At 71.4% G+C, this 22,472-nt stretch carries 19 protein-coding genes and 1 riboswitch; of the genes, 12 read left to right on the forward strand and 7 right to left on the reverse strand.

Going from position 1 to position 22,472, the window contains the following annotated elements:
* Positions 1 to 71: 71 nt before the first annotated feature.
* Positions 72 to 1,400, forward strand: coding sequence for an ABC transporter substrate-binding protein (locus tag MXD61_RS27225; protein ID WP_248816277.1), 1,329 nt, complete (start codon positions 72 to 74; stop codon positions 1,398 to 1,400).
* A gap of 102 nt (positions 1,401 to 1,502) precedes the next feature.
* Here MXD61_RS27225 and MXD61_RS27230 read toward each other — a convergent pair whose 3' ends face one another.
* On the reverse strand, positions 1,503 to 2,348 hold the full coding sequence (locus MXD61_RS27230) for an LLM class F420-dependent oxidoreductase (RefSeq protein ID WP_248816278.1): 846 nt from the start codon (positions 2,346 to 2,348) through the stop codon (positions 1,503 to 1,505).
* A gap of 353 nt (positions 2,349 to 2,701) precedes the next feature.
* Between MXD61_RS27230 and MXD61_RS27235 the strand changes: the two genes are divergently transcribed.
* Positions 2,702 to 2,989: an EthD family reductase gene (locus tag MXD61_RS27235; RefSeq protein ID WP_248816279.1), complete on the forward strand. Its 288-nt coding sequence runs from the start codon at positions 2,702 to 2,704 to the stop codon at positions 2,987 to 2,989.
* A 122-nt stretch (positions 2,990 to 3,111) separates the two neighbouring features.
* Here MXD61_RS27235 and MXD61_RS27240 read toward each other — a convergent pair whose 3' ends face one another.
* On the reverse strand, positions 3,112 to 4,041 hold the full coding sequence (locus MXD61_RS27240) for an alpha/beta hydrolase-fold protein (protein WP_248816280.1): 930 nt from the start codon (positions 4,039 to 4,041) through the stop codon (positions 3,112 to 3,114).
* Between the two features lie 255 nt (positions 4,042 to 4,296).
* On the opposite strand from MXD61_RS27240, the gene MXD61_RS27245 reads away from it, so the two are divergent.
* Positions 4,297 to 4,716, forward strand: coding sequence for a hypothetical protein (locus tag MXD61_RS27245; RefSeq protein WP_248816281.1), 420 nt, complete (start codon positions 4,297 to 4,299; stop codon positions 4,714 to 4,716).
* A gap of 1,231 nt (positions 4,717 to 5,947) precedes the next feature.
* On the opposite strand, the gene MXD61_RS27250 is transcribed toward MXD61_RS27245, so the two are convergent.
* Both MXD61_RS27250 and MXD61_RS27255 read right to left on the reverse strand, forming a co-directional pair.
* Positions 5,948 to 7,108: an isopenicillin N synthase family oxygenase gene (locus MXD61_RS27250; protein WP_248816282.1), complete on the reverse strand. Its 1,161-nt coding sequence runs from the start codon at positions 7,106 to 7,108 to the stop codon at positions 5,948 to 5,950.
* 148 nt (positions 7,109 to 7,256) lie between these two features.
* The gene (locus tag MXD61_RS27255) at positions 7,257 to 8,423 is read right to left on the reverse strand and encodes an aromatic ring-hydroxylating dioxygenase subunit alpha (RefSeq protein ID WP_374629652.1); all 1,167 of its coding nucleotides are present in this window, start codon (positions 8,421 to 8,423) and stop codon (positions 7,257 to 7,259) included.
* Positions 8,424 to 8,908: 485 nt separating this feature from the next.
* On the opposite strand from MXD61_RS27255, the gene MXD61_RS27260 reads away from it, so the two are divergent.
* The 5 genes from MXD61_RS27260 to MXD61_RS27280 all read left to right on the forward strand — a co-directional run bounded on the left by MXD61_RS27260 (position 8,909) and on the right by MXD61_RS27280 (position 13,283).
* Entirely contained in the window at positions 8,909 to 9,649 is a 741-nt protein-coding gene (locus MXD61_RS27260) for a type 1 glutamine amidotransferase domain-containing protein (protein WP_248816284.1), read from the forward strand.
* Positions 9,650 to 9,896: 247 nt separating this feature from the next.
* A complete protein-coding gene (locus MXD61_RS27265) occupies positions 9,897 to 10,499 on the forward strand; it encodes a biliverdin-producing heme oxygenase (RefSeq protein WP_175084767.1) in 603 nt (200 codons plus the stop codon).
* Positions 10,496 to 11,473, forward strand: a complete 978-nt coding sequence (locus tag MXD61_RS27270) for a GAF domain-containing protein (protein ID WP_248816285.1) — start codon at positions 10,496 to 10,498, stop codon at positions 11,471 to 11,473. Before MXD61_RS27265 ends, MXD61_RS27270 begins: the two co-directional genes overlap by 4 nt.
* Before the next feature lie 13 nt (positions 11,474 to 11,486).
* A complete protein-coding gene (locus MXD61_RS27275) occupies positions 11,487 to 12,044 on the forward strand; it encodes a hypothetical protein (RefSeq protein WP_248816286.1) in 558 nt (185 codons plus the stop codon).
* A 111-nt stretch (positions 12,045 to 12,155) separates the two neighbouring features.
* Positions 12,156 to 13,283 (forward strand): RNA-guided endonuclease InsQ/TnpB family protein, encoded by a 1,128-nt coding sequence (locus tag MXD61_RS27280; RefSeq protein WP_374629654.1) that lies wholly within the window; start codon positions 12,156 to 12,158, stop codon positions 13,281 to 13,283.
* A 63-nt stretch (positions 13,284 to 13,346) separates the two neighbouring features.
* Here the strand turns inward: MXD61_RS27280 and MXD61_RS27285 are convergent, their stop codons facing one another.
* The 3 genes from MXD61_RS27285 to MXD61_RS27295 all read right to left on the reverse strand — a co-directional run bounded on the left by MXD61_RS27285 (position 13,347) and on the right by MXD61_RS27295 (position 15,766).
* Positions 13,347 to 13,907 (reverse strand): aminotransferase class V-fold PLP-dependent enzyme, encoded by a 561-nt coding sequence (locus MXD61_RS27285; RefSeq protein ID WP_248816288.1) that lies wholly within the window; start codon positions 13,905 to 13,907, stop codon positions 13,347 to 13,349.
* Positions 13,908 to 13,954: 47 nt separating this feature from the next.
* Positions 13,955 to 14,069: riboswitch (SAM riboswitch) on the reverse strand.
* A gap of 351 nt (positions 14,070 to 14,420) precedes the next feature.
* Complete coding sequence (locus MXD61_RS27290; protein WP_248816289.1) at positions 14,421 to 14,933, reverse strand: DUF1634 domain-containing protein; 513 nt, start codon at positions 14,931 to 14,933, stop codon at positions 14,421 to 14,423.
* Positions 14,930 to 15,766, reverse strand: a complete 837-nt coding sequence (locus MXD61_RS27295; RefSeq protein ID WP_248816290.1) for a sulfite exporter TauE/SafE family protein — start codon at positions 15,764 to 15,766, stop codon at positions 14,930 to 14,932. Before MXD61_RS27295 ends, MXD61_RS27290 begins: the two co-directional genes overlap by 4 nt.
* A 271-nt stretch (positions 15,767 to 16,037) precedes the next feature.
* Here MXD61_RS27295 and MXD61_RS27300 point away from each other — a divergent pair, with 271 nt between their 5' ends.
* The 4 genes from MXD61_RS27300 (at position 16,038) to MXD61_RS27315 (ending at position 22,130) form a co-directional block, all read left to right on the forward strand.
* On the forward strand, positions 16,038 to 16,661 hold the full coding sequence (locus MXD61_RS27300; RefSeq protein WP_163548847.1) for a TetR/AcrR family transcriptional regulator: 624 nt from the start codon (positions 16,038 to 16,040) through the stop codon (positions 16,659 to 16,661).
* Positions 16,662 to 17,003: 342 nt separating this feature from the next.
* Complete coding sequence (locus MXD61_RS27305; protein WP_372512120.1) at positions 17,004 to 18,503, forward strand: MFS transporter; 1,500 nt, start codon at positions 17,004 to 17,006, stop codon at positions 18,501 to 18,503.
* Between the two features lie 592 nt (positions 18,504 to 19,095).
* Positions 19,096 to 20,901, forward strand: a complete 1,806-nt coding sequence (locus MXD61_RS27310) for a phosphatidylglycerol lysyltransferase domain-containing protein (RefSeq protein WP_248816312.1) — start codon at positions 19,096 to 19,098, stop codon at positions 20,899 to 20,901.
* Between the two features lie 74 nt (positions 20,902 to 20,975).
* Entirely contained in the window at positions 20,976 to 22,130 is a 1,155-nt protein-coding gene (locus MXD61_RS27315; protein ID WP_248816291.1) for an esterase family protein, read from the forward strand.
* Positions 22,131 to 22,472: the final 342 nt, after the last annotated feature.

Genomic DNA, 22,472 nt, shown 5'->3' on the forward strand with positions numbered 1-22,472 from the left:
CGCTCGACGATCGCCCCCCGGGTGGCGCGTCCCCGCGCTGCCCGGATCACACCTGGACAGATGGGACCAACATGAGGCACCCCGCTCTTCCCGGCCCGGGCCTGCGGCGACGCAGGTCCGCTGCCCGTGCGCCTCGACGAGTACTGACCGCCACGGCCGCGTTGTCCGTCGGCGTGCTGTTACTGGCCGCCTGCGGTGCGGACGGATCGGACGGCGCCAGCCCCGCGGCCGGGAGCAGCGGCGCGGCGTCGGCCGGGAGTACTGCGGCCGAACTCGGCCCGGCCGACGAGGCCAAGGGCACGCCGGTGCGGATCGGGATGGTCTCCGACGGCAAGGGTCCGGTCTCCGACCTGGCGTATGAGAGCCGGGTGGCCGACGCGACCGTGTCCTGGCTCAACGCGCACCGCGGCGGAATCGCCGGCCGGCCGATCCGGCTGGTCAAGTGCGAGGCGCTGGCCGACCCGGCGAAGGGCACCGACTGCGGGAACCGGATGGTCGAGGAGAAGGTCGCCGCCGTCATCGTCGGTTCGTCCTCGGTGGGGGAGAGCATCTGGCAGCCGGTACACGCGGCGAGGATCCCGATGGTGTTCGGTAACACCTCGGCGCCGGGACCGCTCGCGGATCCGGACACCACGTTCGCCCTGACCGACCCCAACTACGGCTCGATCAACCTCCCGGTCGAACAGGCCAGGGAAAAGGGCCTGAAGAAGATCACTGCGGTGGCGGTCGACGTACCCACCGTGACCGCCTACTACAAGAGCGCCGTCGGGCCCGCCTACCGCCAGGCGGGCCTCGACTTCGAGCTGGTGCCGATTCCGGCCGGCACCGCCGACATGACGCCGCAGCTGCAGCGGTTCACCAGGAGCGACCCGGGTCTGGTGACACTGCTGGGCAGCGACTCGTTCTGCATCAGCGCGCTGAACGGCCTCAAGGCGGTCGGCTTCACCGGCACGGTGACCGCGAACATCGTCTGCATCACGGACTCGACCCGTAAGTCCGTGCCCGGCTCCACCCTCAAGGGCCTGTCCGTCTCGGCGCCCTCACCCGTCGGCACCGACAACCCGTCGAGCCGGCTGATCAAGGCGGTCGTGGACACCTACGGCCACGACATCGACATCCATCGCTCCGGCACGTTCACGATGTTCATCGCCGTCGCCGCGCTGCAGTCGGCCACCGAGGGCCTCACCGGCGACGTCACCCCGGCAGGCATCACCGCCGCTGTCAAGGCCATGCCGGAGAAGGACCTTCCGGGCGCGTCCGGCCTGAAGTTCCGCTGCAACGGCAAGGCGGTTCCCCGCCAGCCGGCGGCCTGCGTCCGCGGCACCCTGGTGACGGTTCTGGACGGCAAGGGCCAGCCCACCCCCTACAAGCCCGTCGGCGTCACCCCGATCGAAGGCTGACCACCCGCGCCGGCGGGCCGAGCCGCCGACCCGACCTTCACCTTCCGCGACCATCTGCGCCTCGCCGGCGGCGCGATCGAGGGGTAGACCAACGCGACCGGCTCAGCGGGGCAGGTCGGCGTGGCGCTCGAGGAGGGCCTCGGCGGCGGCGACCGTGCGACTTGGCGTCGTGAACACGAGGTAGCGGTCGACCCCGAGGTCGGCTACCCGCCGGACGGCGTCGACGCTGATCTCGGTGGGGTCGGCGTGCATGAACGTGAGCTCGAGCCGGCCGAGGCGGGCCGGGCGGTCGACCTCGGCGGCGGCCTTCTCCAACCCGCGCAGACTCTCCTCCAGACCGGCGACGGTGCCGGTGCCGAACCAGCCATGCCCGCGGGTGACGGCCCGCCGGTACGCCGCCGGGCTGTGCCCGCCGATGATGATCCTCGGCCCGCCGGGTGTCGTCGGACGCGGATGGGACAGCACATCGGCGAAGTCGACGTAGCGGCCGTGGAACTCGGGCGACTCGTCCGTCCACAGCGAGGTCATCGCGTCGAGGTACTCGTCGGTGCGGGCCCCGCGGTGCTCCGGGGGCACGCCGACCGCCCGCATCTCGGCCTCCTGCCAGCCGGGGCCGACCCCGAGCAGCAACCGCCCGCCGCTGAGCGCGTCCAGACTCGCGGCCTGTTTGGCCAGCACCAGCGGATTGCGCTGCGGCAGGATCAGAATGCCCGTACCGAGCTTGATCCGTTCGGTCACCGCCGCCACGTAGGACAGGTGGACGAGCGCATCCACGATCGGGTCGGCCGGGCCGTTCGGCCCACCCTGCGGTAGCGACGCCGGCATCACCACGTGATCGCCCGTCCACCATGACTGGTAGCCGAGCTGTTCGGCCCGGCGGGCCAGGTGCGCGGTGTCCTTTCCGGTCGCCGCCACCGTGATGTTCACTCCGTGCACACCGAGTTCCATGGGCCTGCCTCCGCTGTCGTACTCCGTGGACCGCCTGTGCTCGGCGGATCATCAGTGCTGCGTGGATCGCTGCCTGTGCCGCGTGGATCGCCTGTGCCGCGCGCGTCGCCGTCCGTGTTGTGCATGGTCAGCACCCCGGGAAGTGCCCAGGATTCCGACTCCCTCGACCTGTGATGTGCGACACGTTGTGGCCCTGGGGTGGACGGGGTGCTCCCGGCCGGCCCGTCGGCTGCCGGCGGTCAGGTCTGCCGTGCGCCATGACCAGGCATTTGTTGAGTCCCTGGGGTGAGCTGGGCACACTGGGACGAGGCGTACGACACATTCCGCGCGTCTCGAGCCGCAGGGAGATCGCAGTGATCCGGTGGACCGTCTTCTACCCGAAGACCGAAGGTGCGACGTTCGACCACGACTACTACCGCGACAAGCACATCCCCGTCTTCGCCGCCGCCCTCGGCCGCTCCGACGTCGAGGTCACCCGCGGCATCGACGGCCCGCACGAGGCCTCCGCCACCGTCACCTTCGACTCCCTCGACGAACTGAAGGCCGCCCTGGCCAAACTCGACTTCAAGTTCCTCGCCGACGACCTGCCCAACTACAGCACCATCCCCGGCCAGGTCCAGGTCAGCGAGACCACCGGCTGACGGTCGCTCCTGTCCGCGGGAAACAGCGTTGGACGGCCAGGAACGCGTCCTTGGCGACGGCCGGCCGTCCAACATCCAACGGGCCGTTTGACGGCCGTCCAGGCTGGCGCGGCTCGCGAAGCTCAGGAAGGCATCCGGTGCAGGGCGGTGCCGACGAAGGCGAGCTGGGCGGGGGCGACCGAGCGCCAGTACGCCGGGTTGTGGCTACCGGCGCCGAGGCTGTGCTCGGCGGGCTGTAGCTGCGTGACGGCCTCGCGGGAGACGGCGGCGAACGGGTCGGAAGCGCCACAGTCGATCCGGTAGGCGACGCCCGGCGCGGGCCCGGCGCCCAGGACGCGGTGGGCGGCGAAATCGGCGGCCGAGTCGAAGGCACCCGGGGCGCTCGCACCATAGGTGTGCCACATCGCCGGGCTGCTGGCCGCCGCGGCGACGACCAGGTCGGGATGGCGCCGGGCGAGCAGCAGCGCGCCGTAGCCACCCATCGACCACCCCAACGCGGCCAGGCGTGTGGTGCGCATCCCGGCCGCGGCGAGCCGGGGCCGCACCTCGTTCAGAATCATGGCCTCCGGGTCATCACCGGAGGCCCGCCGGTGCCAGTAGGCGGTGCCGCCGTCCAGGGTGACCAGCGCGAACGGCGGCGTCCCCGCACGGATCACGCTCGGCAGCAGGCCGTCAAGCCCGAGCAGCCCGACCGAACCGCGAGCATCGTCCCCCCGCCCGTGCAGCACCAGGCAGACCGGCAGGTCGCGGGCTCCACCGGCCGGCGCGACCAGCACCATCGTCACCTCGCGTCCCCGCGCCCCGCTGACGAACGAGGTCGCCGTCACCACCGCCGGGCCAGCCGCGGCCAGCGCCGTCCGCGCCGCCGGATCGTCCCGTGGCGACGCGACCGCCGGCTCCGCCCCCGGCCCGCCCGTTCCGCGTGCGTGAGCCGTCCCGGTGGGGACCGCGCGGTCGTCGGAACCGTAGGGCACCGCGCAGCCGGCCGCGGCGACTCCGGACAGTGCCGCGCCGACCGCAGTGGTCAGCAGGGTCCGCCGGGTTGGCCGCATGTCGGCCATGCTCCCAGCCGCGCACGCGGCCAGAGCGACCGGTCGGGCCGCTGCGACCGGTCGGGCCGCTGGCGCCAGGCGGGCCGTTGCGTCCAATCGGGTCATGGCGGCTGGGTGAACCACCCGATCGGGCCGGTTGTCCGTCCACGCCCTACCTGGTCCGAACGGGGTGGGGCAGGTGCCCGAACGGGGCCGCGGGCTATGGGCCTGGCCACTGTCCGGCCCACAGCCGCCTGCGTCAGGGACGGTGGTCCAGTGACCGATGATGACGACGACTGGGCGCCGCCCCCTGTGCACCACGGCGGCGGATACCCGGTGGTGGCCGCCGCGGATGCGTATGACGAGGCCGCGCAGGCCCTGGTGTCCGGCTTCTGGATCCCGGACATGGACGAGATCGACGCCGCGGTGACCATCCTGCACCGGATGGACGTCGGTCAGCGCAGCCCCGACATCCCCCTGCGACGCACCGTCCACCGGGCACTCAGCGAGACCTACCCCCTGCTGACCATCTGGCGGGGACGTCCGTTGTACCTGTACGCAGCCGTGAAGACGGTGCAACTACTGGCCTCCGCGCCGCCACACGAACAGCAGTACGCCGCCGAGGCACGCCACGCCTGGGACCGCCTCGGCGCACTCCTGCGCGCGGTGACCTCCACCGTCGGTACCGGCACCTGACGGCTATCCGCGGGGACTCCCACCCGGGCGATCGCGCCACCTGACATGGGGTGGCCCGTTGCGGCCAGCACCCAAACCCCGCCTCTTCCCACCGCCACCAATCCGCCCCCTCGCTCGTTGACCACCACCCGTCCCACCCAACCCGCCCGTCCCACCCAACCCGCCCGTTCCGCCCGTTCCGGTCGGGCCACCAGTCCCGCCACTCCCATCCGCTCTGCCCGCTCTGCGGGTTCCGCCCGCCCGCCTCGGCCGTCCGCTCGTGCACTGGTTCGCTGGCTTCGATCGCCCACCCGCTTCGGCGGTCGTCGGCCGGCTGCGATCACGGTGTGTATGTCGACGCATGCCGAAAGTGTCGATGAGGTCCTGGTGGCCTTACGCCGAGGCGGGCCGCGCGGCAAAGGATCGGTCTCCGGGCCACCACGGCAGGTGGAGCGGGTGCGCAGGCGCGCGCCGAACGGATCACATCACCGAGGAAAAGTCGCCGTCGCTCATCGTGGCGAGGTCTGGCGAAGAATCGGGACCCCGATTTCCTCACCGAGCCTCGGCATGAGGCGATCCCGCGTTTTCGGTGGAGTCCGGTAGCCCTTGATCGCTCCTTTGGATGCGTTCGGTGTTCGCCTGCGCTCCCAGCGTGAAGGCCATGGCCGTGATGTCACCGTCATGGCCGCGAGACGCCTGCCCAAGACGCGGATGCCGAGGTTTGTTCGGAAAGAAGGGGCCTGATTCCCCGAACAGGCCTCGGCATGGCACCGAACAAACCTCGGCGTAGTGCCGCAGCCCGTTCCGCGGCGGCCTCACGTGCCAGCAGAAAGTCTCATATCCGTACGAATAGGACTATCTGGACTGTGGCCGGGGAGTGCGACGCGGGACGTGGTCAGGCCGAGGGACGGGCCGGACGGAGGGCGGGCCGGACGGAGGGGCGGGATGGAACGGGAGCGGGGTGGGGACGGATCGGGGACGGGGCGGGAGTGGATCAGGTGGAGAGTCGGGAGTGGATCAGGCAGCGGGGGAGGGGGAGCTGGTGCTGCGGGCCTTGGGGCGGTCCGCGAGGAGGTACGAGGTGGCCGAGGTGGCCGAGGCGGCGGCGGTGACGGTGAGTACCGGGCGCCGGCCGCGGCGAGGACGACCCCGCCGAGCGGACGGCGTCCACTGAGCCGGGCGACGGAGTAGCCGCCGACGAGTCCGGCCGCGACGACGGGTGCGGTGGGGGTATGGAAGCCAAACCCGCACGCTACGTGCTGTCGCGGCCAGGGGTGGCGCTCTCAGGAGCAGCACGCTCGGGGGTGGTGCGGTCGGTGGTGGTGGAGGTGGCGGTGGAGGTGGACAGGGTGCGGGGGCCGAGGAGCTTGGCCAGCAGGTGCTCGGCGACGGTCCCGGTGGGATAGCGCGCGGGGCGGTCCGCGGTGACGCAGGTGGGGAGACATTCGACGAGGGCGTCGTGGTTGCCCTCGTGGAAGAACGCGATCGAGCGGCGTAGGGCGGGGCCGTGCGCGTCGGGCGGTGGGGGGACGACGCGGTGCAGGGTGGAACGCCAGCGGTCGTTCGTCCAGCGGGCGAGCAGGTCACCGACGTTGAGGATGAAGGCGCCGGGCACGGGACGCACGGGATGCCAGGACCCGTCCGGGCCAAGGATCTCCAGGCCGTCGACGTCGTCGGCGAGCAGGATCGTGCAGGCGCCGTAGTCCGTGTGGGCGCCCATCCGCAGCTGGCCGGGGGCGGGCGCGGGGGAGCCGGGCTGGCGCAGGTAGCGGTTGACCCGCATCACGTCGGGCGCTCGTCCGGTGCGGGAGACGAAGAAGTCCGTGGGCAGGTCGAGGGCGTACGCGAAGGCGGCCATCAGCTGGTGGGCGAGGGTGGTCAGCGCGTCGAAGTAGGCGGTCCCGACCGCCCGCATCCGCGCCGGTCGGGCTGGCCACAGGTTCGGCGCGAACATCCGGTGCGCCTCGGCCTCGTAGTACGGATCGCCGGCGGGCCAGTCGTCCACGCCGATGTTGAACGCCTCGAACAGGTCGGGCAGCGACCGCTCGGCGCCGAGGCTGTAGGCGAGGGCCTCACTGCCGAGGGGGGCGTAACCCCGGTTGACCTCCGGCCGCGGCGGCACCAGCGCCAGTTTCTCGGCCAGGGGACGTTCGAAGAACTCCGTGGTGACCTCGAGCATCTCGGCGATCAGTGCCGTCGGCACCCCGTGCCCGACGATCTGCGCGAAGCCCACCGTCCGGCACACCTCGTCCAACCGCCGCGCCGTCGCCGCTCGAGTGGGACGACCGCCGCCGTCCACAGTGGTGCTGGTGGTGCTGGTGGTGCTGCTGTCCGGGCGGGTCCAGGGGGAGACGTCGACGGTCGCGACGATGCTCGCCGGGGCCGCGGGGGTGGCTGGTTCGTGGCCTGGCATCAGCGTCCTCTCGAGCGTGACGCACGAGTCACCCGCGGAAGCGGGGGCAGACGCTACCTCGATGCTGGCGCGGGCGGGCGAGGCGGTGGCGAGTGCCGCCCGCCCGCCGCGGTGGTGCTGGTGCGGGGGAGCCGTCCGTGCGGGACGGTCAGGCGCCCAGCGTGTCGGCGAGCGCCGTGTTGGCGAGGGCCGCGTCGACGGCGGCGTGCCGGTGGTGCAGGCCGGGCTCGTTGCGACCGAAGACCAGCGCGTCCCGGGCACCGGAGGCCAGAGCCCGCTGGATGTCGGCGGCGAGGGAGTAGTCCTCGTCACGCACGGAGCTGTGCGCGTACTCGAAGATCTCGCCGGCACCGATGCGCATCATCTCGTCGGAGATGTCCATCAGCGTCGCGTTGTCGTGGTAGGTGACCGACTGCCCGGGAGTCTGGCCGGGGTAGACCCGGAAGATCTCGCCGTTGGCGACCGTGCACGACAACACGATGTTCGGGAACAGCGCGTAGATGACCACCAGGTGGTTCAGTGGCTGCCAGGAGTCCTCCGGCTGGTCCGCGATATCGGTGATGTTCCGCAACGGGAACACCAACCGGTGGTGCGGACCGTAGGAGTCGAACAGGGCGCAGTTGCTGCGGGCGAAGGTGCCGAACGAGTCCCGGTGGACGGTCGCGAAATGGTAGTTCTCCGCGAACGTGTCCAGAGCGAGCTTCCAGTTGACGGGCGCGTCCAGTGTCTTCTCGCCGACGTGCGACCAGGACCCGACGTTCCAGGAGGCGAGCTCCGGTCCAAGGTCACCCAGGTGCGCGGCGATGTCCAGCGGCCCGTCCAGCGGGACGAGGCTCAGCCACAGGAAGCCGGCGTATTCGGCGGCGGGCAGTTCGGTGAGCCCGACGCCGGGGGCCAGCGCGGTTGGGAAACCCTCCCGGCCGGGGCCGCCGACGAAGCGGCCGTGGTTGTCGTAGGTCCACGCGTGGAACGGGCAGACGAACCGCTCGGCCGTGCCGCAGCCCGTGGCGACGGGGGCGGCGCGGTGCGCGCAGATGTTCTGGAAGGCGTGAACCTGACCGTCGGCATCCCGGGTCAGCAGGATCGGCACATCCAGGACGGTCTTCGTGCAGTAGCTGCCCGGCTCGGGCAGTTCGGATCGATAACCGACCAGCTGCGGAGCGCGCCGAACTACTTCCCGCTCCTGCTCGGCGCGTTCGCTGTCCGTGTACACGCTGGCCGGCTGACGATGTTCCGCGGCCGTCATGTCAGTTGTTCGGTCCGTGGTGATTTTGAGTGCCCGTCGAGTCAGATCGATGAGCTCGTAGCGGTCTATCGGAGGCCTCCTCGGGTATGCCGGACATAGCGGGGGGCGCGACTACGACGGCGACGCAAGATCGTGATGCCCGGGTTGAAACGAAATAGTATGTGGCCCGCATAAGTCGCCCCCGCCCCGGGATAAGTCCTTGTTCTGACAGGCGGGGAAGCGTCGCATTGCGTACCATGTGCCACCCCTCCTCTGCATTGACCGCAGCCGTGTGTCGCGGAACGGGTGCTCAGGGTGATGAACCGGCGTGGTCCGAGGGTGATTCCGGGCGTTTCGGCGACGGCGTGCGTAACAGGTCCGGCGTCGGGCAGGGGCCCTGTCGTCAGAGCGGCGCCGCGAGGCGGACGCGAATCCGACAGCGGCGGCGGGCGGCTCGCACAGAGGGTCCGCAGTGGCTCGGGTGAGGGTCCCCGGAGTGCGCGCGCAGATCCGTCCTGTGTGTGACGAATCCGACGTGAGCGCCGCCGTCCTCGAAGTGCAGGGAGAGCGGATCGATGAGCAGTGATCTCGCTGGAACCAGGGTCGCCTTCCTGGTCGCGCCGGAAGGCGTCGAGCAGGCCGAACTCACCCAGCCCTGGGAGGCGGTGCGCCGGGCCGGCGGCGAACCGGTGCTCGTGTCCACCCGGCTCGGCCGGATCCAGGCCTACGACCACCTGGACCGGGCCGACCAGTTCGGCGTCGACATCACCGTCGAGGTGGCCGATCCCGCCGACTTCGACGCCCTCGTCCTGCCCGGCGGGGTCGCCAACCCCGACCAGCTGCGGACCCAGCCCGACGCCGTCCGCTTCAGCCGGGCGTTCTTCGACGCGGGCCGCCCGGTCGCGGTGATCTGCCACGGCCCGTGGACGCTCGTCGAGGCCGACGCGGTCCGCGGCCGGCGGATCACCAGCTGGCCGAGTGTGCGCACGGACCTGCGCAACGCCGGTGCCGACTGGGTCGACGAGGAGGTCGTCGTCGACGAATCCGGGCCGAACACCCTGATCAGCAGCCGTCGCCCGGACGACCTCGGTGCCTTCTGCGCCGCGATCGTCCGCCACGTCCGCCCGACCCGCAACGTCACCACCGCGGGCACGACCCGTCCGGCCGGTGCGGGGCTGGGCGACGACGAGGTGGCCCGCCAAGTCGCCGGGCAGACCAGCTCGGACCGGCGGGCGGCCGACGTGTTCGCCCGTGAGTCCGCCGGCGCCGGCAGCGACACCGAGGCCGCCCGGTCCGGCGCCGACGACCTGCGCTGATCGACGGCGGCGGGACACCGGGAGGTATCGGCCGACCGAAGGCGGGAGCGGCCGAACAGCTTCGGACCGCGGTCAGCCCGCTCCCCACATCAATATGCTTGTTGGCGATCGGGATGTCGACAAAGCGCGGCGTCTCGGATGCCGCTGGTAGTCCCCCGAGGCGGCTGTTGTTGAGCACGGCCGGTTGAGCACGGCCGGTTGAGCACGGCAGAGCGGGCAGGTGGGCAGTCAGATGTGGGGAGCAGGTATGGGCGACGGTGCTGAACCGGTTCCTGATACCGCCGATGTGATGTTCGTTCTGCGTAGGCGTACAGCCACCGCGCACACCCGGTTGGAAAGTGTCCTGCAACTGACCGGGCATGACCTTTCAGTCAGCCGTTATCGTGACGTCCTCATGCGGATGCACGGCTTTTACGATCTTCTCGAGCCGCGTCTCGACGCGATGTTGGATGTGCCCGGTTCACCCGTGCCGGACTGGCCTTCGCGGCGTAAGACGCCGCTGCTGCGCCGTGACCTCGCCGTGCTCGGCGTGGCCGAGGCCACACTCGCGGCACTGCCACGGCCGAAGGTGCCCGCGGTCCCCGATGTCGCGGCGGCCATGGGCGTGCTGTACGTCTTCGAGGGGGCGACGCTGGGCGGGCGGTTCATCGTCGAACAGGTCGCGTCCACCGAGGTGCCGGCCGCGGCCACAGCGTTCTTCGGCTCCTACGGCGACGAGGTCGGCCGGCGCTGGAGCCAGCTGCGCCACGCCCTGCGTGCCTGGTCGGGTGCGGACGAAGCACGCGTCGCGGCCTGCGCGGATACGGCCGAGGCGCTGTTCGGCGCCCTCGAGGTGGAGTTCTCCCGATGAGCGGGGGCGTCCCGCGTGTCACCGGCGCGCCCGGGTCCGCGCGCGAGGCCGATCCGTCCGGGGCGGTCGCCGGGCCGTTCGAGGAGCCGCTGGAACCATGGTTCGACGGGCCCGTCGACCTGACGAACTGCGACCGGGAACCGATCCACATCCCGGGCAGCGTGCAGCCGCACGGCGTGCTGCTCGCCGTGCGCACCGACGACGATCTCACGGTCGCGCGGGTGTCAGCGAACGTGGCGGAGGCACTCGGGCGCGAGCCCGACCAGCTGCTCGGCCGTCCGCTGCGCGAGGTCGCCGGGCCGGCCGTGGCCAAGACCATCCTGGATGTGGTGCGCACCGCGTTCGACCTGCGCGAGGCGAGCCCGGTGGACCTCCTGCTCGGCGACGGGGACGACTGGCGGCACTACGACGCGCTGCTGCACCGGGTGGGCGAACTCGTCGTCTGCGAACTGCAGGCGGCTCAGGGCGTGCGTCCGCTGACCTACGTCGGCACCTACGCCCGTACCCGGCAGTCGGTGCTGCGGCTCAACGGCTCCCGCTCGCTCGCCGAGCTCTACGACGTCGTGGTCGAGGAGGTCCGGCGGCTGACCGGCTTCGACCGGGTGATGGTCTACCGGTTCGACCCGGAGTGGAACGGCGAGGTGGTCGCCGAGGCCCGCCTCGAGCGGCTCAACAGCTTTCGCGGCCTGCACTATCCGGCCAGCGACATTCCCGTCCAGGCGCGGGCGTTGTACGAGCGTTCCTGGCTGCGGCTGATCCCCGACGTCGACTATCAGCCGGTGCCGGTCGTGCCCGCCCTGGATCCGTCCACGGGAGCGGCGCTCGACCTCAGCGACGCCTGGCTGCGCAGCGTCTCGCCGATCCACCTCGAATATCTGCGCAACATGGGCGTCACCGCGTCGATGTCCATCTCGTTGCTGCGCGAGGGACGGCTGGGGGCTCATCGCCTGCCACCATTACTCCGGCGCGCATGAACCCGGCTACGAGGTGTGCGCGGCCGCGGAGTTCCTCGGCCATCTTTTCTCGCTGCGCCTGGTCGCGCGGGAGGAGCAGCAGCGTCTCGCCGCGTCGTTGGCCAGCCGGCGGGTGCTCGACCAGCTCGTCACCGCCGCGCAGCGCGAAGGGGTGTCCCTCGCCGGCCAGCTGACCACCGCGGCCCTGAACCTCACCCACCTGATCGGCTGCTCCGGCGCCGTGATCGCCGTGGACGGCGAGTACCGCACCGTCGGCGAGGTACCGCCGCGCCGGATCGCCCGCGCCGTCTTCGACACCCTCGGTTCCCAGGCCGAGATCCTCGCCTGTGACGCGGTCCCGACCGAGCTGCCGCAGTTCGCCGAGTACCGCGCCGTCGCCTGCGGCATGCTCGCCTTCCGGCTGTCCCGCGACGAGGGCGTCGCCTGGTTTCGTCCGGAGACCGTGCGCACCGTCGACTGGGGCGGCGACCCGGAGAACCTGAGCGATCTCGTCGACCGGCTCGAACGCCGCGGTCTTGGACGAGCCGGTCTGACGCCGCCTGCGGTCCGGCGCCCGTCGCCTGCCGGGTGACCGGGAAAAGTAGCGCGCAGGCCCCGTCCTTCAGGGCGGGGTGAGCGCGTCAACTCGGCTGCCAGAATGACCGGGGAATCGTGTGTTCTGTCAGGTGTGGGAAGTCGGGTGGTGAAGCGGGCGTACCGCTACCGTTTCTACCCGACCCCCGGCCAGATGGAGAACCTCGCGAAAACATTCGGCTGTGTCCGCTACGTCTACAACCGGGCACTTGCCGAACGGCACCGGGCGTGGTCCCAGGAACAGCGGCGGATCAGCCACGGGGAAACCGATCTGATGCTCACCGGGTGGAAACGGGACCCGGACACTCTGTGGTTGGCTGAGCCGTCGAAAGGCCCGCTACAGGCCGCGCTACGGAATCTCCAAACCGCCTACGTGAACTTTTGGGGAAAACGGGCCGGCTACCCGACGTTCAAGCGGAAGGGGAAGACGAACGATGCGGCGACCTACTTCCGGAACTGCTTCACGTTCCGGGACGGGCGGCTGAGGCTGGCGAAGCAGGCCGCGCCGCTGCGGATCGTCTGGTCCCGTCCGTTCCCGGACGGCGCGGTGCCGTCGCGGGTGACGGTGTCCCGCAACAGCCGGGGCCAGTATCACGTGTCGATCCTGGTGGACTGCCCGATCGAGGCGCTGCCGGCGGCGGACGGGCAGGTCGGGGTGGACGCGGGCATCACGTCGCTGGTCACGCTGTCCACCGGGGAGAAGATCGCCAACCCGCGGCACGCCCGGACCGACCGGGCCCGGCTGGTCCGGGCGCAGCGGGAACTGTCCCGGAAGAAGAAGGGCTCCGCGAACCGGGCGAAGGCCCGGCTGAAGGTCGCGAGGATCCACGGTCGGATCGCCGACCGGCGGCGGGATCATCTGCACAAACTGTCCACGAGGATCATCCGCGAGAACCAAACGGTGGTCATCGAGGACCTGGCGGTCCAGAACATGGTCCGCAACCACAGTCTTGCCCGTGCGATTGCGGAGGCGGGCTGGCGGGATCTGCGGACCATGCTGGAATACAAGGCCGGCTGGTACGGACGCGACGTGGTCGCGGTGGACCGCTGGTATCCCAGCTCGAAGACCTGCTCGTCCTGCGGGACGCTCGTCGAGAAACTGCCGCTGAACATCCGGGAATGGGCCTGCGCTTGTGGTGCGGTCCACGACCGGGATGTGAACGCGGCACGGAACGTTCTCGCGGCGGGGCTCGCCGTGATCGCCTGCGGAGACGGAGTGAGACCACCCCACTCCTAGAGTGGGGAGGCGTCTGTCAGTGAAACAGGAAAACCTGCCCGCGAGGGTAGGAATCCCCGGTCTTCAGACCGGGGAGGATGTCAAATTGGACGCCCCGGTCACCGAGAGCAGCCGCACCGGCGCGGCCCGCAGCTCGGCGTCCAGCGCCTCCAGGCTTTCGCCCAACGTCGCGCGGACGGTGACGCAGCGCGCCCCGGCCCGCCGCCAGGGCAGCAGGTTCGCGTGATGCTCGAGGTCGAACAGCACGACCTGCGCCGCCGCACCGCCCGCACCCTCGGTGCTGATGGACGCCACCGCATGGGCCAGCAGGTTCACCGCGTCGGTGGTGTTGCGGGTGAACAGGACGGCGTCCTCGCCGCGGGCACCGAGGAAACGCGCGACGTCGTGGCGTGCCCCCTCGTACAGCGACGTGCACACCGCCGAGGCGAACCCCGCGCCGCGGTGCACACTCGCCGAGTACGGCAGCACCCGGCGAACATGATCGGCCACGGCTTCCAGGCACGGCGCGCTCGCCGCGTAGTCAAGGTTGGCGTACTCCACCTGGCCGCCGCCGGCCAGTGGCACCTGTAGCCCCGCCCCCTCCACCGGGAGCAACGCCGCCTGGGCGGGCGTGGATGTGGGCACGGCAGAAATGATCGAGGTCATCATTGCTCCGAGAACAACCCGTGTCGGGTCTGCACTTGCCATCGGCTGGTCGCCGCGGCCCTGTCGTCACCCGGGGCACCCCGCTGCGTGAGGAGGGTTGCCGGCCAGCAAGCCGGGGCTTGGACGCTGGCACTCAGGACAGTGATCGGACTCTAGCAAAGCCCGCCATTCCCGGTCGGCACGGTGAACATGGCCAGGCCGAACGTCCTCAGCGCCCGCCGACCCCGCCCCACCCCCGCCGCCCTCACGTCCTGCAACCGCCCCCAGGTCAAGATCCACACAAACGGGTTGTCGTTGGGGGCGAATCGGACACGAACACCCCCACGACGACCCGTGTGCATCCTGCACATCCGCGAGCCCGGCGAAAGTCGGCGCTGAACGTGACCGTGGGTAGCGGAGAAGCGGAGAAGCGGAGAAGCGGAGAAGCGGAGCGGGGAGAGTGGGAGGAGCGGGGGAAGGGGAGCGGGGGAGAGGGGAGCGGGGCGTGGGGAGTCAGTCGGCGGCGCCGAGGGCGCCCGCGACCAGCAGGAGCACCAGGACGAGCGCGGCCACCGCGGCCAGCCGCGGCTGACGTCCGCGAAGCCAGCACCAGCCGGCGGCGGCGACCCCGGCGGCCGGGGTGGCGGCGAGCACCACCATCCCGAGCAGCACGATCGCGTCCGCCCGGGCGTGGCGCAGCCCACCAGCCAGGTCTGACAGCCGCAGCGCGGCACCCGGGCCGAGGATGTCGCCGTGGGAACGGCCGGTCCACGCCGCGCCGTTCTGGCCGAACGCCGTGACCAGTCCGGCGGTCACCAGCAGCACCCCGAGAAGCCCCCCGACCCGCAGCACCCATGCGACCGGCCGAGCCCCGACCTCACGGCCGCGCTCCGTCACGACCGGTCCGGGAACGTCGGTGGCCCGTCCGGGGACGTCCATGGTCTGCCTGGGGGAGGTGGTGGCCCGTCCGGGGGAGGTGGTGGGCTGGTCGGGCGGATCCAGGGGCGGGGTGGTCGGGCGGGTCATGACAGGCCCCGCAGCAGCATCTGGACGCTGATCACCAGCAGGACCGTGAGGAAGACCAGGCGCAGTGTCGCGACGGGCACCACGGACAGCAGGCGGGAACCGAGTCGGGCGCCCACCACCGTGCCGATCGCGACCGCGCCGGCCAGGGCTGGCACCACGTCCCCGCGTTGCAGGTAGACGACGGCGCTCGCGGCGCCGGTCACCCCGATCATGAGGCTGCTCGTGGCGGTCGAGACCTTGAGGGGAAGTCGCATCGCGAGGTCCATCGCGGGCACCTTCATCGCACCCGACCCGATGCCGAGCAGGCCGCTGACCGTGCCCGCGGCGGTCATCATCGTCAGGCCGGTCGCGGTTCTGGTCACCCGGTAGGCACGCCGTTCGCTTCCGTTCGCGACGTCGCCGTGCAGGGTGAGGACATCGGCGAGGCGATCACCGGGGACCGCGAGCGCGTCGGTCGCCACGTCGCGGCGGGTGCGCAGCATCTGGATCGCGCTGAAGGCGAGCACCACGCCGAAGATGGTGTAGAGGACATGGGTGCCGAGGTGGCCGGCGAGCAGCGCCCCGATCACCGCCCCGATGACGGTGGCGACCTCGAGGGTCACCGCGACACGCAGGTTCGCGAAGCCCTCGTCCAGGTAGCGGGGTGAGGCGGCGGCGCTGCCGGCGACGACCGAGATCACCGAGGCGCCGATCGCGAGCCGGACGTCCAGCCCGAAGGCGAGGGTGAGGATCGGCACGATGAAGGTGCCACCGCCCAGCCCCAGCAGACTCCCCAGGGCCCCCGACGCGACGCACACGGCGGTGATGACGGCGATCTCCGCCAACGGGCTCACGGTACTCACCTCGCCTTCTGTTGTTTATGTCTGATACAGACAATATCCGGATGGGACCTTTCTGGCGAGGGAAGGCGGCGCGGGCTCGGCGTCCGCGCACAGGTGTGGCAGGGGTCACGGCGTTTCGGGGGGTCTGAATATGAGTACGGCACAGTACTGTTTCGTTTGGCGGTCGACGGTCCCTGACCTGGCTGTGGCCCGCCTGGCGGGATCTGTGGGTGTGGTGAACGAGCGGTGACCGTGGTGCGCGCGGATGTGAAGGGAGGCATGTGTGTCGCCTCCGGAGGGTTCGGGCCGGGGCCGTCCTCGAGATGAGTCCCGCGAGCAGGCGATTCTCGACGCGGCGCTGGAACTGCTCGTCGAGGTCGGCTACGAGCGGATGAGCATGGTCGCCGTCGCGAACCGGGCCCGGGCCAGCAAGGCGACGATCTACCGGCGCTGGAGCTGCAAGGACGCGATGGTCGTCGAGGCGCTGCGTCGTCGGGCGCCCGCCGAACATGTCGCCGCCGACACCGGAAGTCTGCGCGACGACCTGATGGTCGACGTCCGGCTGATGGCTCGCTCGATCGTCGACGTCGGCGGTGGGCTGCTCATGGGGGTGCTGCGCGCGGCCTCCGAGTCCCCGCGGTTGGCCGAGGTCATCCAGGAGCACATGGTGCGTAACAAGGCCGAACTGTGTGGAAACGCGCTTGTGCTGGCGGCCAGACGGGGTGAGATCCCCGCCGATCTCGACGCCGTCCCGCTGGCGGAGGCGATTCTGTCCATGATCCTGACCCGGCAGATGTTCGGTGTCGGCCCGCTCGACGAGCGGTTCGTCACGCACGTCGTCGATGACGTCGCCATGCCGCTGATCGCGGGCCTGGCGGCCCGAGCGTCAGCCGCCTCGAACGTCTGAGCTATTATCTGTCCGAACGTCTGATCGGTTCTCGGGTCGACGTCGGTCGGGTGCGCGCCGTGGTCCGCGGCGGGCGCTGATCGTGTCACGTCACTGGGCGGTGTTCCGTCCTCCTGGTCAGACGTCCCCTTTGTCATGCCGCCAGCAAGCCAGCCCAGCAAGCCCAGTCAGCAAGCCAGCCCGGTCTGACCAGCCCGGTTGGTGCCCGTCCAGCCAGGTTCGGTCCGTCCCACCCGTACGCGACGGCCATGTCGTCGTGCGCGGTTCTGCGCCGGTATGCCCATGCGCGGCCATCCGACGTGAACATCCGGCAATTCGATTGTTGTGGCTAGGAGCCCACTCGTGACCGATACCGTCGCCGCCCGGACAGATCATGATCCGGCGCCGCTGGCTGACGACGCTCCCGATCCACGGCGCTGGCTGGCGCTGTCGATCATCGCCGTCGCGCAGCTCATGGTCGTGCTCGACGCGTCCATCGTGAACATCGCCCTGCCGCACGCGCAGGACGCGCTGCACATCTCCACCGCCAACCGGCAGTGGATGGTGACGGCCTACACCCTCGCCTTCGGCGGTCTGCTGCTGCTCGGCGGCCGGATCGCCGACTATGTCGGCCGCAAGCGCGCCTTCATCTGGGGTCTGATCGGGTTCGCGCTCGCCTCGGCGCTGGGTGGTCTCGCGCCCAACGCCGGGCTGCTGTTCGCCGCCCGCGCGCTGCAGGGCGCGTTCGCCGCGGTGCTCGCACCGGCCGCGCTCTCCCTGATCACGGTCACCTTCACCGAGAGCAAGGAGCGGGCCCGCGCCTTCGGCGTGTACGGCGCGATCTCCGGCGGTGGCGCGGCGATCGGCCTCATCCTCGGTGGTCTGCTCACCGAGTACGCCTCGTGGCGGTGGTGCCTGCTGGTCAACGTACCGATCGCGCTGGTCACCGCACTCGCCGCCGCGCCGGTCGTGCGGGAGAGCCGCACCGAGGGCAGGGCCAGTTACGACCTGCCCGGCGCGCTGACGGTGACCGCGGGGCTCGTCGCGCTCGTCTACGGCTTCACCGTGGCCGCCGACGACGGCTGGAGCGACGCCCGCACGCTGGGGCTGCTCGCGGGTGCGGTCGCACTGCTCGTCGCGTTCGTCGTGATCGAGATGCGGACCTCCGCGCCGCTGCTGCCGCTGCGGGTCGCGCTGGAACGTAACCGCGGCGGGTCGTTCCTGGCCTCGCTGTTCACCGGCGCCGGCCTGTTCGCGATGTTCCTGTTCCTCACCTTCTACTTCCAGCAGACCCTGGGCTACAGCGCGCTCAAGACCGGCCTGGCCTTCCTGCCGTTCAGCGGCGGGATCATCGTCTCGGCCGGGGTCGCGAGCCAACTGCTGCCCCGGGTCGGGCCGCGGCTGCTGGCCGGCGGAGGTGCGGTGCTCGCCGCGGTCGGCATGGCGTTGCTGCTGCGGGTGGGCCTCGACACCGGCTACGCCTCGCACGTGCTGCCCTCCGTGCTGCTGATCAGCTTCGGGATGGGATTCTCCTTCGTTCCGCTGTCGAGTGTGGCGCTGATCGGGGTCGACCCGCAGGACGCCGGGGTGGCCAGCGCCCTGGTCAACACCACCCAGCAGGTCGGTGGTTCGCTGGGCACGGCGCTGCTCAACACGGTGTTCGCGACGGCGGTCTCCGGCTACCTCGCCGATCACGGCAACTCCCGTCAGGCCGTCGCCCAGTCCCAGATCGAGGGGTACACGACGGCCTTCACCTGGAGCGCGGTGCTGATCGCCATCGCCGCGGTCGTGACGTTCGTGATGGTCAACGCCGGGCGGGAGACGGCCACCGCGGCCGAAGGCACACCCGTGCACGTCGGCTGACATCCTCGGCTGACGTCGTCGGCTGGTCTGGCCCTCGACTGGCCCGGTTCGCGCCATCCCGCGGGGTGGCCCGGACCGGGCCAGCGGGGTAAGCCCGGCGGGTCGATGCGGTCGGTTCGACCCTCGGCCACCTCGTTCGGGGTGGTTTACGGGGCGGTTGGAGCGCAAGGGATTATCGTCTCCCGGGTCCCGTGCTGTCCCAGTCACCCGTCGGGGGGACGATGCCTGCATGAGTACGTCCAGTGGGGGTGGCCGCATCGCGGGCACCCCAGGCTCGACCGGTCCGCGGCGTCCTGCCGCGGACCGTCCGGCCGTGGGTCGGCGCCTCGTCGGCGCGCCCGGGGCCCGTGGCCGTGGCTCCGCCCGCGGCGGTTCCGTTCCCCATCCCGGCGGCGGACGTGGCACCCGGGACGCCCCGGGTGGTCCGGCCGGTGCGGGTGGTTCGGGGCGTTCACCCGGTCCGGGTGATCCGGCTGGTCCGGATCAGGCGGGTGGCAGTCGCGGCGAGCGGGAGCGGGGGACCGCGCAGCGGCCACGCGGCGGAGGGCGTCCCCGGTGGACGCCGGGTCTGCCGGCGTGGGGTCGGCCGTGGGTGCCGCGGGTCGCGGCGCTGCTGACCTTCGTCGTCGGGCTGCTCGACGTCGTCTCCGCCCTCACACCCGAGTGGCGCACCAGGCTCGCCGATCTGCGGGCGCTGGTGCCGGCGGCCGCGTCCCGCCAGGCGGCGGCGTTCACGGTCGTGGTCGGCCTGCTGCTCATGCTGCTCGCCGCCGGCCTGCGTCGGCGCAAGAGGCGGGCGTGGCGGGCGGTGGTGAGCCTGCTGGGCATCGGTGTCGTCCTGCATGTCGCCAAGGGCCTCGACTACGACGAGGCCGCGGTGTCGGCGGGGTTGCTGGCGATGCTGGTGCTGGCCCGCGGCGAGTTCCGGGCCAAGGGCGATCCGTCCACCCGATGGCGGGCGCTGGGCGCCGCGGTCACGCTGGCCGCGCTGTCGATCTGCTGCGGTTTTCTGCTCTTCCACCTGCGTGAGCACCGGATCGTCGGCGCGCACTCCTGGTCGGCGCAGCTCGAACAGATCCTGCTGGGCCTGGTCGGTATCCCCGGCCCGCTGCACTTCAGCTCCGACCGTTTCGCCGACCTCGCCGAACGGGTGCTGCTCACCCTCGGCGTCGTCACCATCGGTGTCACCGGCTACCTGGCGCTTCGCCCGCCCTGCCCGGCGCCGCGGCTCACCGAGGACGACGAGACCCGGGTACGCGACCTGCTCGCCCGGTACGGCAGCGCCGACTCACTCGGCTACTTCGTGCTGCGTTCGGACAAGTCGGTGATCTGGTCGCCGTCGGGCAAGGCATGTGTCGCCTACCGGGTGGTCAACGGCGTCATGCTCGCCAGCGGCGACCCGCTCGGTGACCGGGAGGCCTGGCCCGGTGCGATCAGCGCGTTCCTGCGCGAGGCCGCCGACCACGCCTGGACCCCCGCCGTCATCGGCTGTTCCGAACCCGCCGGTCTCGCCTGGACCCGGGCCGGTCTGACCGCGCTCGAGTTCGGCGACGAGGCCGTCGTCGACACCGCGGCCTTCTCGCTGGAGGGCCGCTCGATGCGCAACGTCCGCCAGGCCGTCAAGCGGGTGGAACGGGCCGGGTACACGGTGTGCGTCCGCCGGGTGCGTGACCTCGACCCGGCGGCCATCGCCACCGTGGAGGCCCAGGCCAGGACCTGGCGCGGCGCGGCGACCGAACGTGGCTTCTCGATGGCGCTGGGCCGGATCGGTGATCCCGCCGACGGCGACTGCGTCCTCGTGCTCGCCTACGACAGCGTCCCCGAAGCCACCGCCGTCGGCGCGGACGAGTCGACCGCCCACACCGGCGCATCCGTCGCCGGCCCATCTGTCACTGGCGTATCCGTCGCCGGCGCGGGCGAGTCCGTCGCGGCGGCGGGCGCCACCGGTGCGCCACCACGGCTGCGGGCGCTGCTGCACTTCGTCCCGTGGGGCGCCGACGGGCTTTCCCTGGACGCGATGATCCGCGACCGGGACGCCGACAACGGCCTGAACGAGTTCCTCATCGTCAACACGCTGCGCCAGGCTGGCGACCTGGGGGTTCGCCGGGTCTCGCTGAACTTCGCGTTCTTCCGGTCCGCGCTCGAACGCGGCGAGCGCCTCGGTGCGGGCCCGGTGATCCGCTGCTGGCGTGGGCTGCTGATGTTCATGTCCCGCTGGTTCCAGATCGACAGTCTGTACCGCTTCAACGCCAAGTTCGCCCCGCGGTGGACACCCCGTTTCGTCTGCTATCCAGCGAGCGCGGAACTGCCCCGGATCGCCCTGGCGATACTCGAGGCCGAGGCGTTCCTGGTCTGGCCGCGGTGGCGTCCCCGACCGCGCCGGACGGAGCGGGAGTGACACGGTCGGCCGGAGGCGGCCCCTGACCCGCGCGGCGGACGCTGCGGGGTCGGCACGCGCAGGGGGGTGGATCGGTGGGGTCTTTGGTCATCATCGGGCGGTGGTTCCTGCTGTCGCTCGGGTCGCTTTCGGCTGTGGCCTGGGTGGGCTGCGGCTGTGCCGTCCGTCGGCTGCGGCGGCGTCCACGTGAGGGGCGGGTGCTGGCCGCGGGGGCCGGCGCTTTGGCGGCCACGTTGACGTTGGCCATGGCCGCGGACCTGGTCAACGCCCACTACAGCTACCTGCCGCGACTCGACGATGCGCTCGGTGTGCACTCCTGGCCCACCGCGTCCGCGCGGGAGGCGGTGGTCGCCGCGCCGGTGCGCCGACATCCGCAGGGCACCGTCATCGGGTTGTCCGTACCCGGCGTGCACAGCGGGTTCGGCACCCAGCAGGCCCTGGTGTACCTGCCGCCGCAGTACTTCACCGAGCCGCACGCCCGCTTCCCCGTCGTCTACCTCATGCACGGATCACCGGGAGTGCCCGTCGACTGGTTCCGGGCGGACCGGGCCGCCCAGACCGGTTCCTGGCTCGCCGGTAGCGGACATCCGGTGATCATGGTCGCCCCGCGGTTGAGCCACGGCTGGCTGGACGACTCCGAATGCGTCGACCGCCCCGGCGAGCGCATCGAGACCTACGTCGTCGAGGACGTGATCCCCACCGTCGACGCCGACCTGCGCGCCCGCACGGACCGCGCCGACCGGATCTTCGCCGGGATGTCCGCCGGCGGATTCTGCGCCCTCAACCTGGGCCTGCGCCACCGCGACCAGGTCGCCACGATCATCGATATGTCCGGGATGGACCGCCCCACCCATGACGGCGGCATGATCGGCCTGTTCGGCCGCCGCCGTGACCTGGCCCAGGTCGTCGCGGCGAACACCCCCGCCGGGTACGCGGCGCACCTGGCGGCGTCCCCACCGATGCGGGTCTGGCTCGACTGTGGCCGCGGTGACCGCGAGTCGTACTCCGACACCCGCTATCTCGCCGCCACCCTCGGTGCCCGCCCCGGTTTCCGGGTCGAGCTGCACCTGCGCCCCGGCGGCCACGACTTCACCGTGTGGCGCCCCGCCCTGCGTGAAAGCCTCGCCTGGACCCTCGACACCTCCAGCCCCGTCTCGGTCGCCGTAGGTGATCGCCGTCCGTCCTCGGTCCCCGCTCGTCACCCGGCATCTCACATCGCCCGCGCCTGATCACCCCGCGGGCCGCCCCCTGGGACACCTGGGGACGGCTGGGGACTCCTGGGGAAACCAGGGCGGTAGGGGTTGCCCAGACCGCGAGGGACGGTCGCGGAGGGTGAACGGGGGAGTGCGGGTAGGGACGTGAGGAGTGCCTCGCGGCTCAACGGGGAATGTCCGTGCTCAGCGCAGCGTCATCTCAGTGAGCATCACCGTGTAGTGAGCACCGCTGTTCAGGCAGGGACCACCGCCGTCGCCGGGAGGCGTACCCGCGGTTGGTGCGGTCCCGGGTGGATGGCCGGTCCTCGTGGGCGGCGGTGTGACAGCGGCAGGTGGCGCCTGCCGACGGGTGACTGT

The organism is Frankia sp. AgPm24 (assembly GCF_023243055.1).
GTDB classification, from domain to species: Bacteria; Actinomycetota; Actinomycetes; order Frankiales; family Frankiaceae; genus Frankia; species Frankia umida.

Excerpts from the sequence above, each read along its gene's own strand:
- MXD61_RS27225 (WP_248816277.1), top strand. The coding sequence starts at position 72 with ATGAGGCACCCCGCTCTTCCCGGCCCGGGCCTGCGGCGACGCAGGTCC.
- MXD61_RS27230 (WP_248816278.1), bottom strand. The coding sequence starts at position 2,348 with ATGGAACTCGGTGTGCACGGAGTGAACATCACGGTGGCGGCGACCGGA.
- MXD61_RS27240 (WP_248816280.1), bottom strand. The coding sequence starts at position 4,041 with ATGCGGCCAACCCGGCGGACCCTGCTGACCACTGCGGTCGGCGCGGCA.
- MXD61_RS27250 (WP_248816282.1), bottom strand. The coding sequence starts at position 7,108 with ATGCCAGGCCACGAACCAGCCACCCCCGCGGCCCCGGCGAGCATCGTC.
- MXD61_RS27260 (WP_248816284.1), top strand. The coding sequence starts at position 8,909 with ATGAGCAGTGATCTCGCTGGAACCAGGGTCGCCTTCCTGGTCGCGCCG.
- MXD61_RS27265 (WP_175084767.1), top strand. The coding sequence starts at position 9,897 with ATGGGCGACGGTGCTGAACCGGTTCCTGATACCGCCGATGTGATGTTC.
- MXD61_RS27270 (WP_248816285.1), top strand. The coding sequence starts at position 10,496 with ATGAGCGGGGGCGTCCCGCGTGTCACCGGCGCGCCCGGGTCCGCGCGC.
- MXD61_RS27290 (WP_248816289.1), bottom strand. The coding sequence starts at position 14,933 with ATGACCCGCCCGACCACCCCGCCCCTGGATCCGCCCGACCAGCCCACC.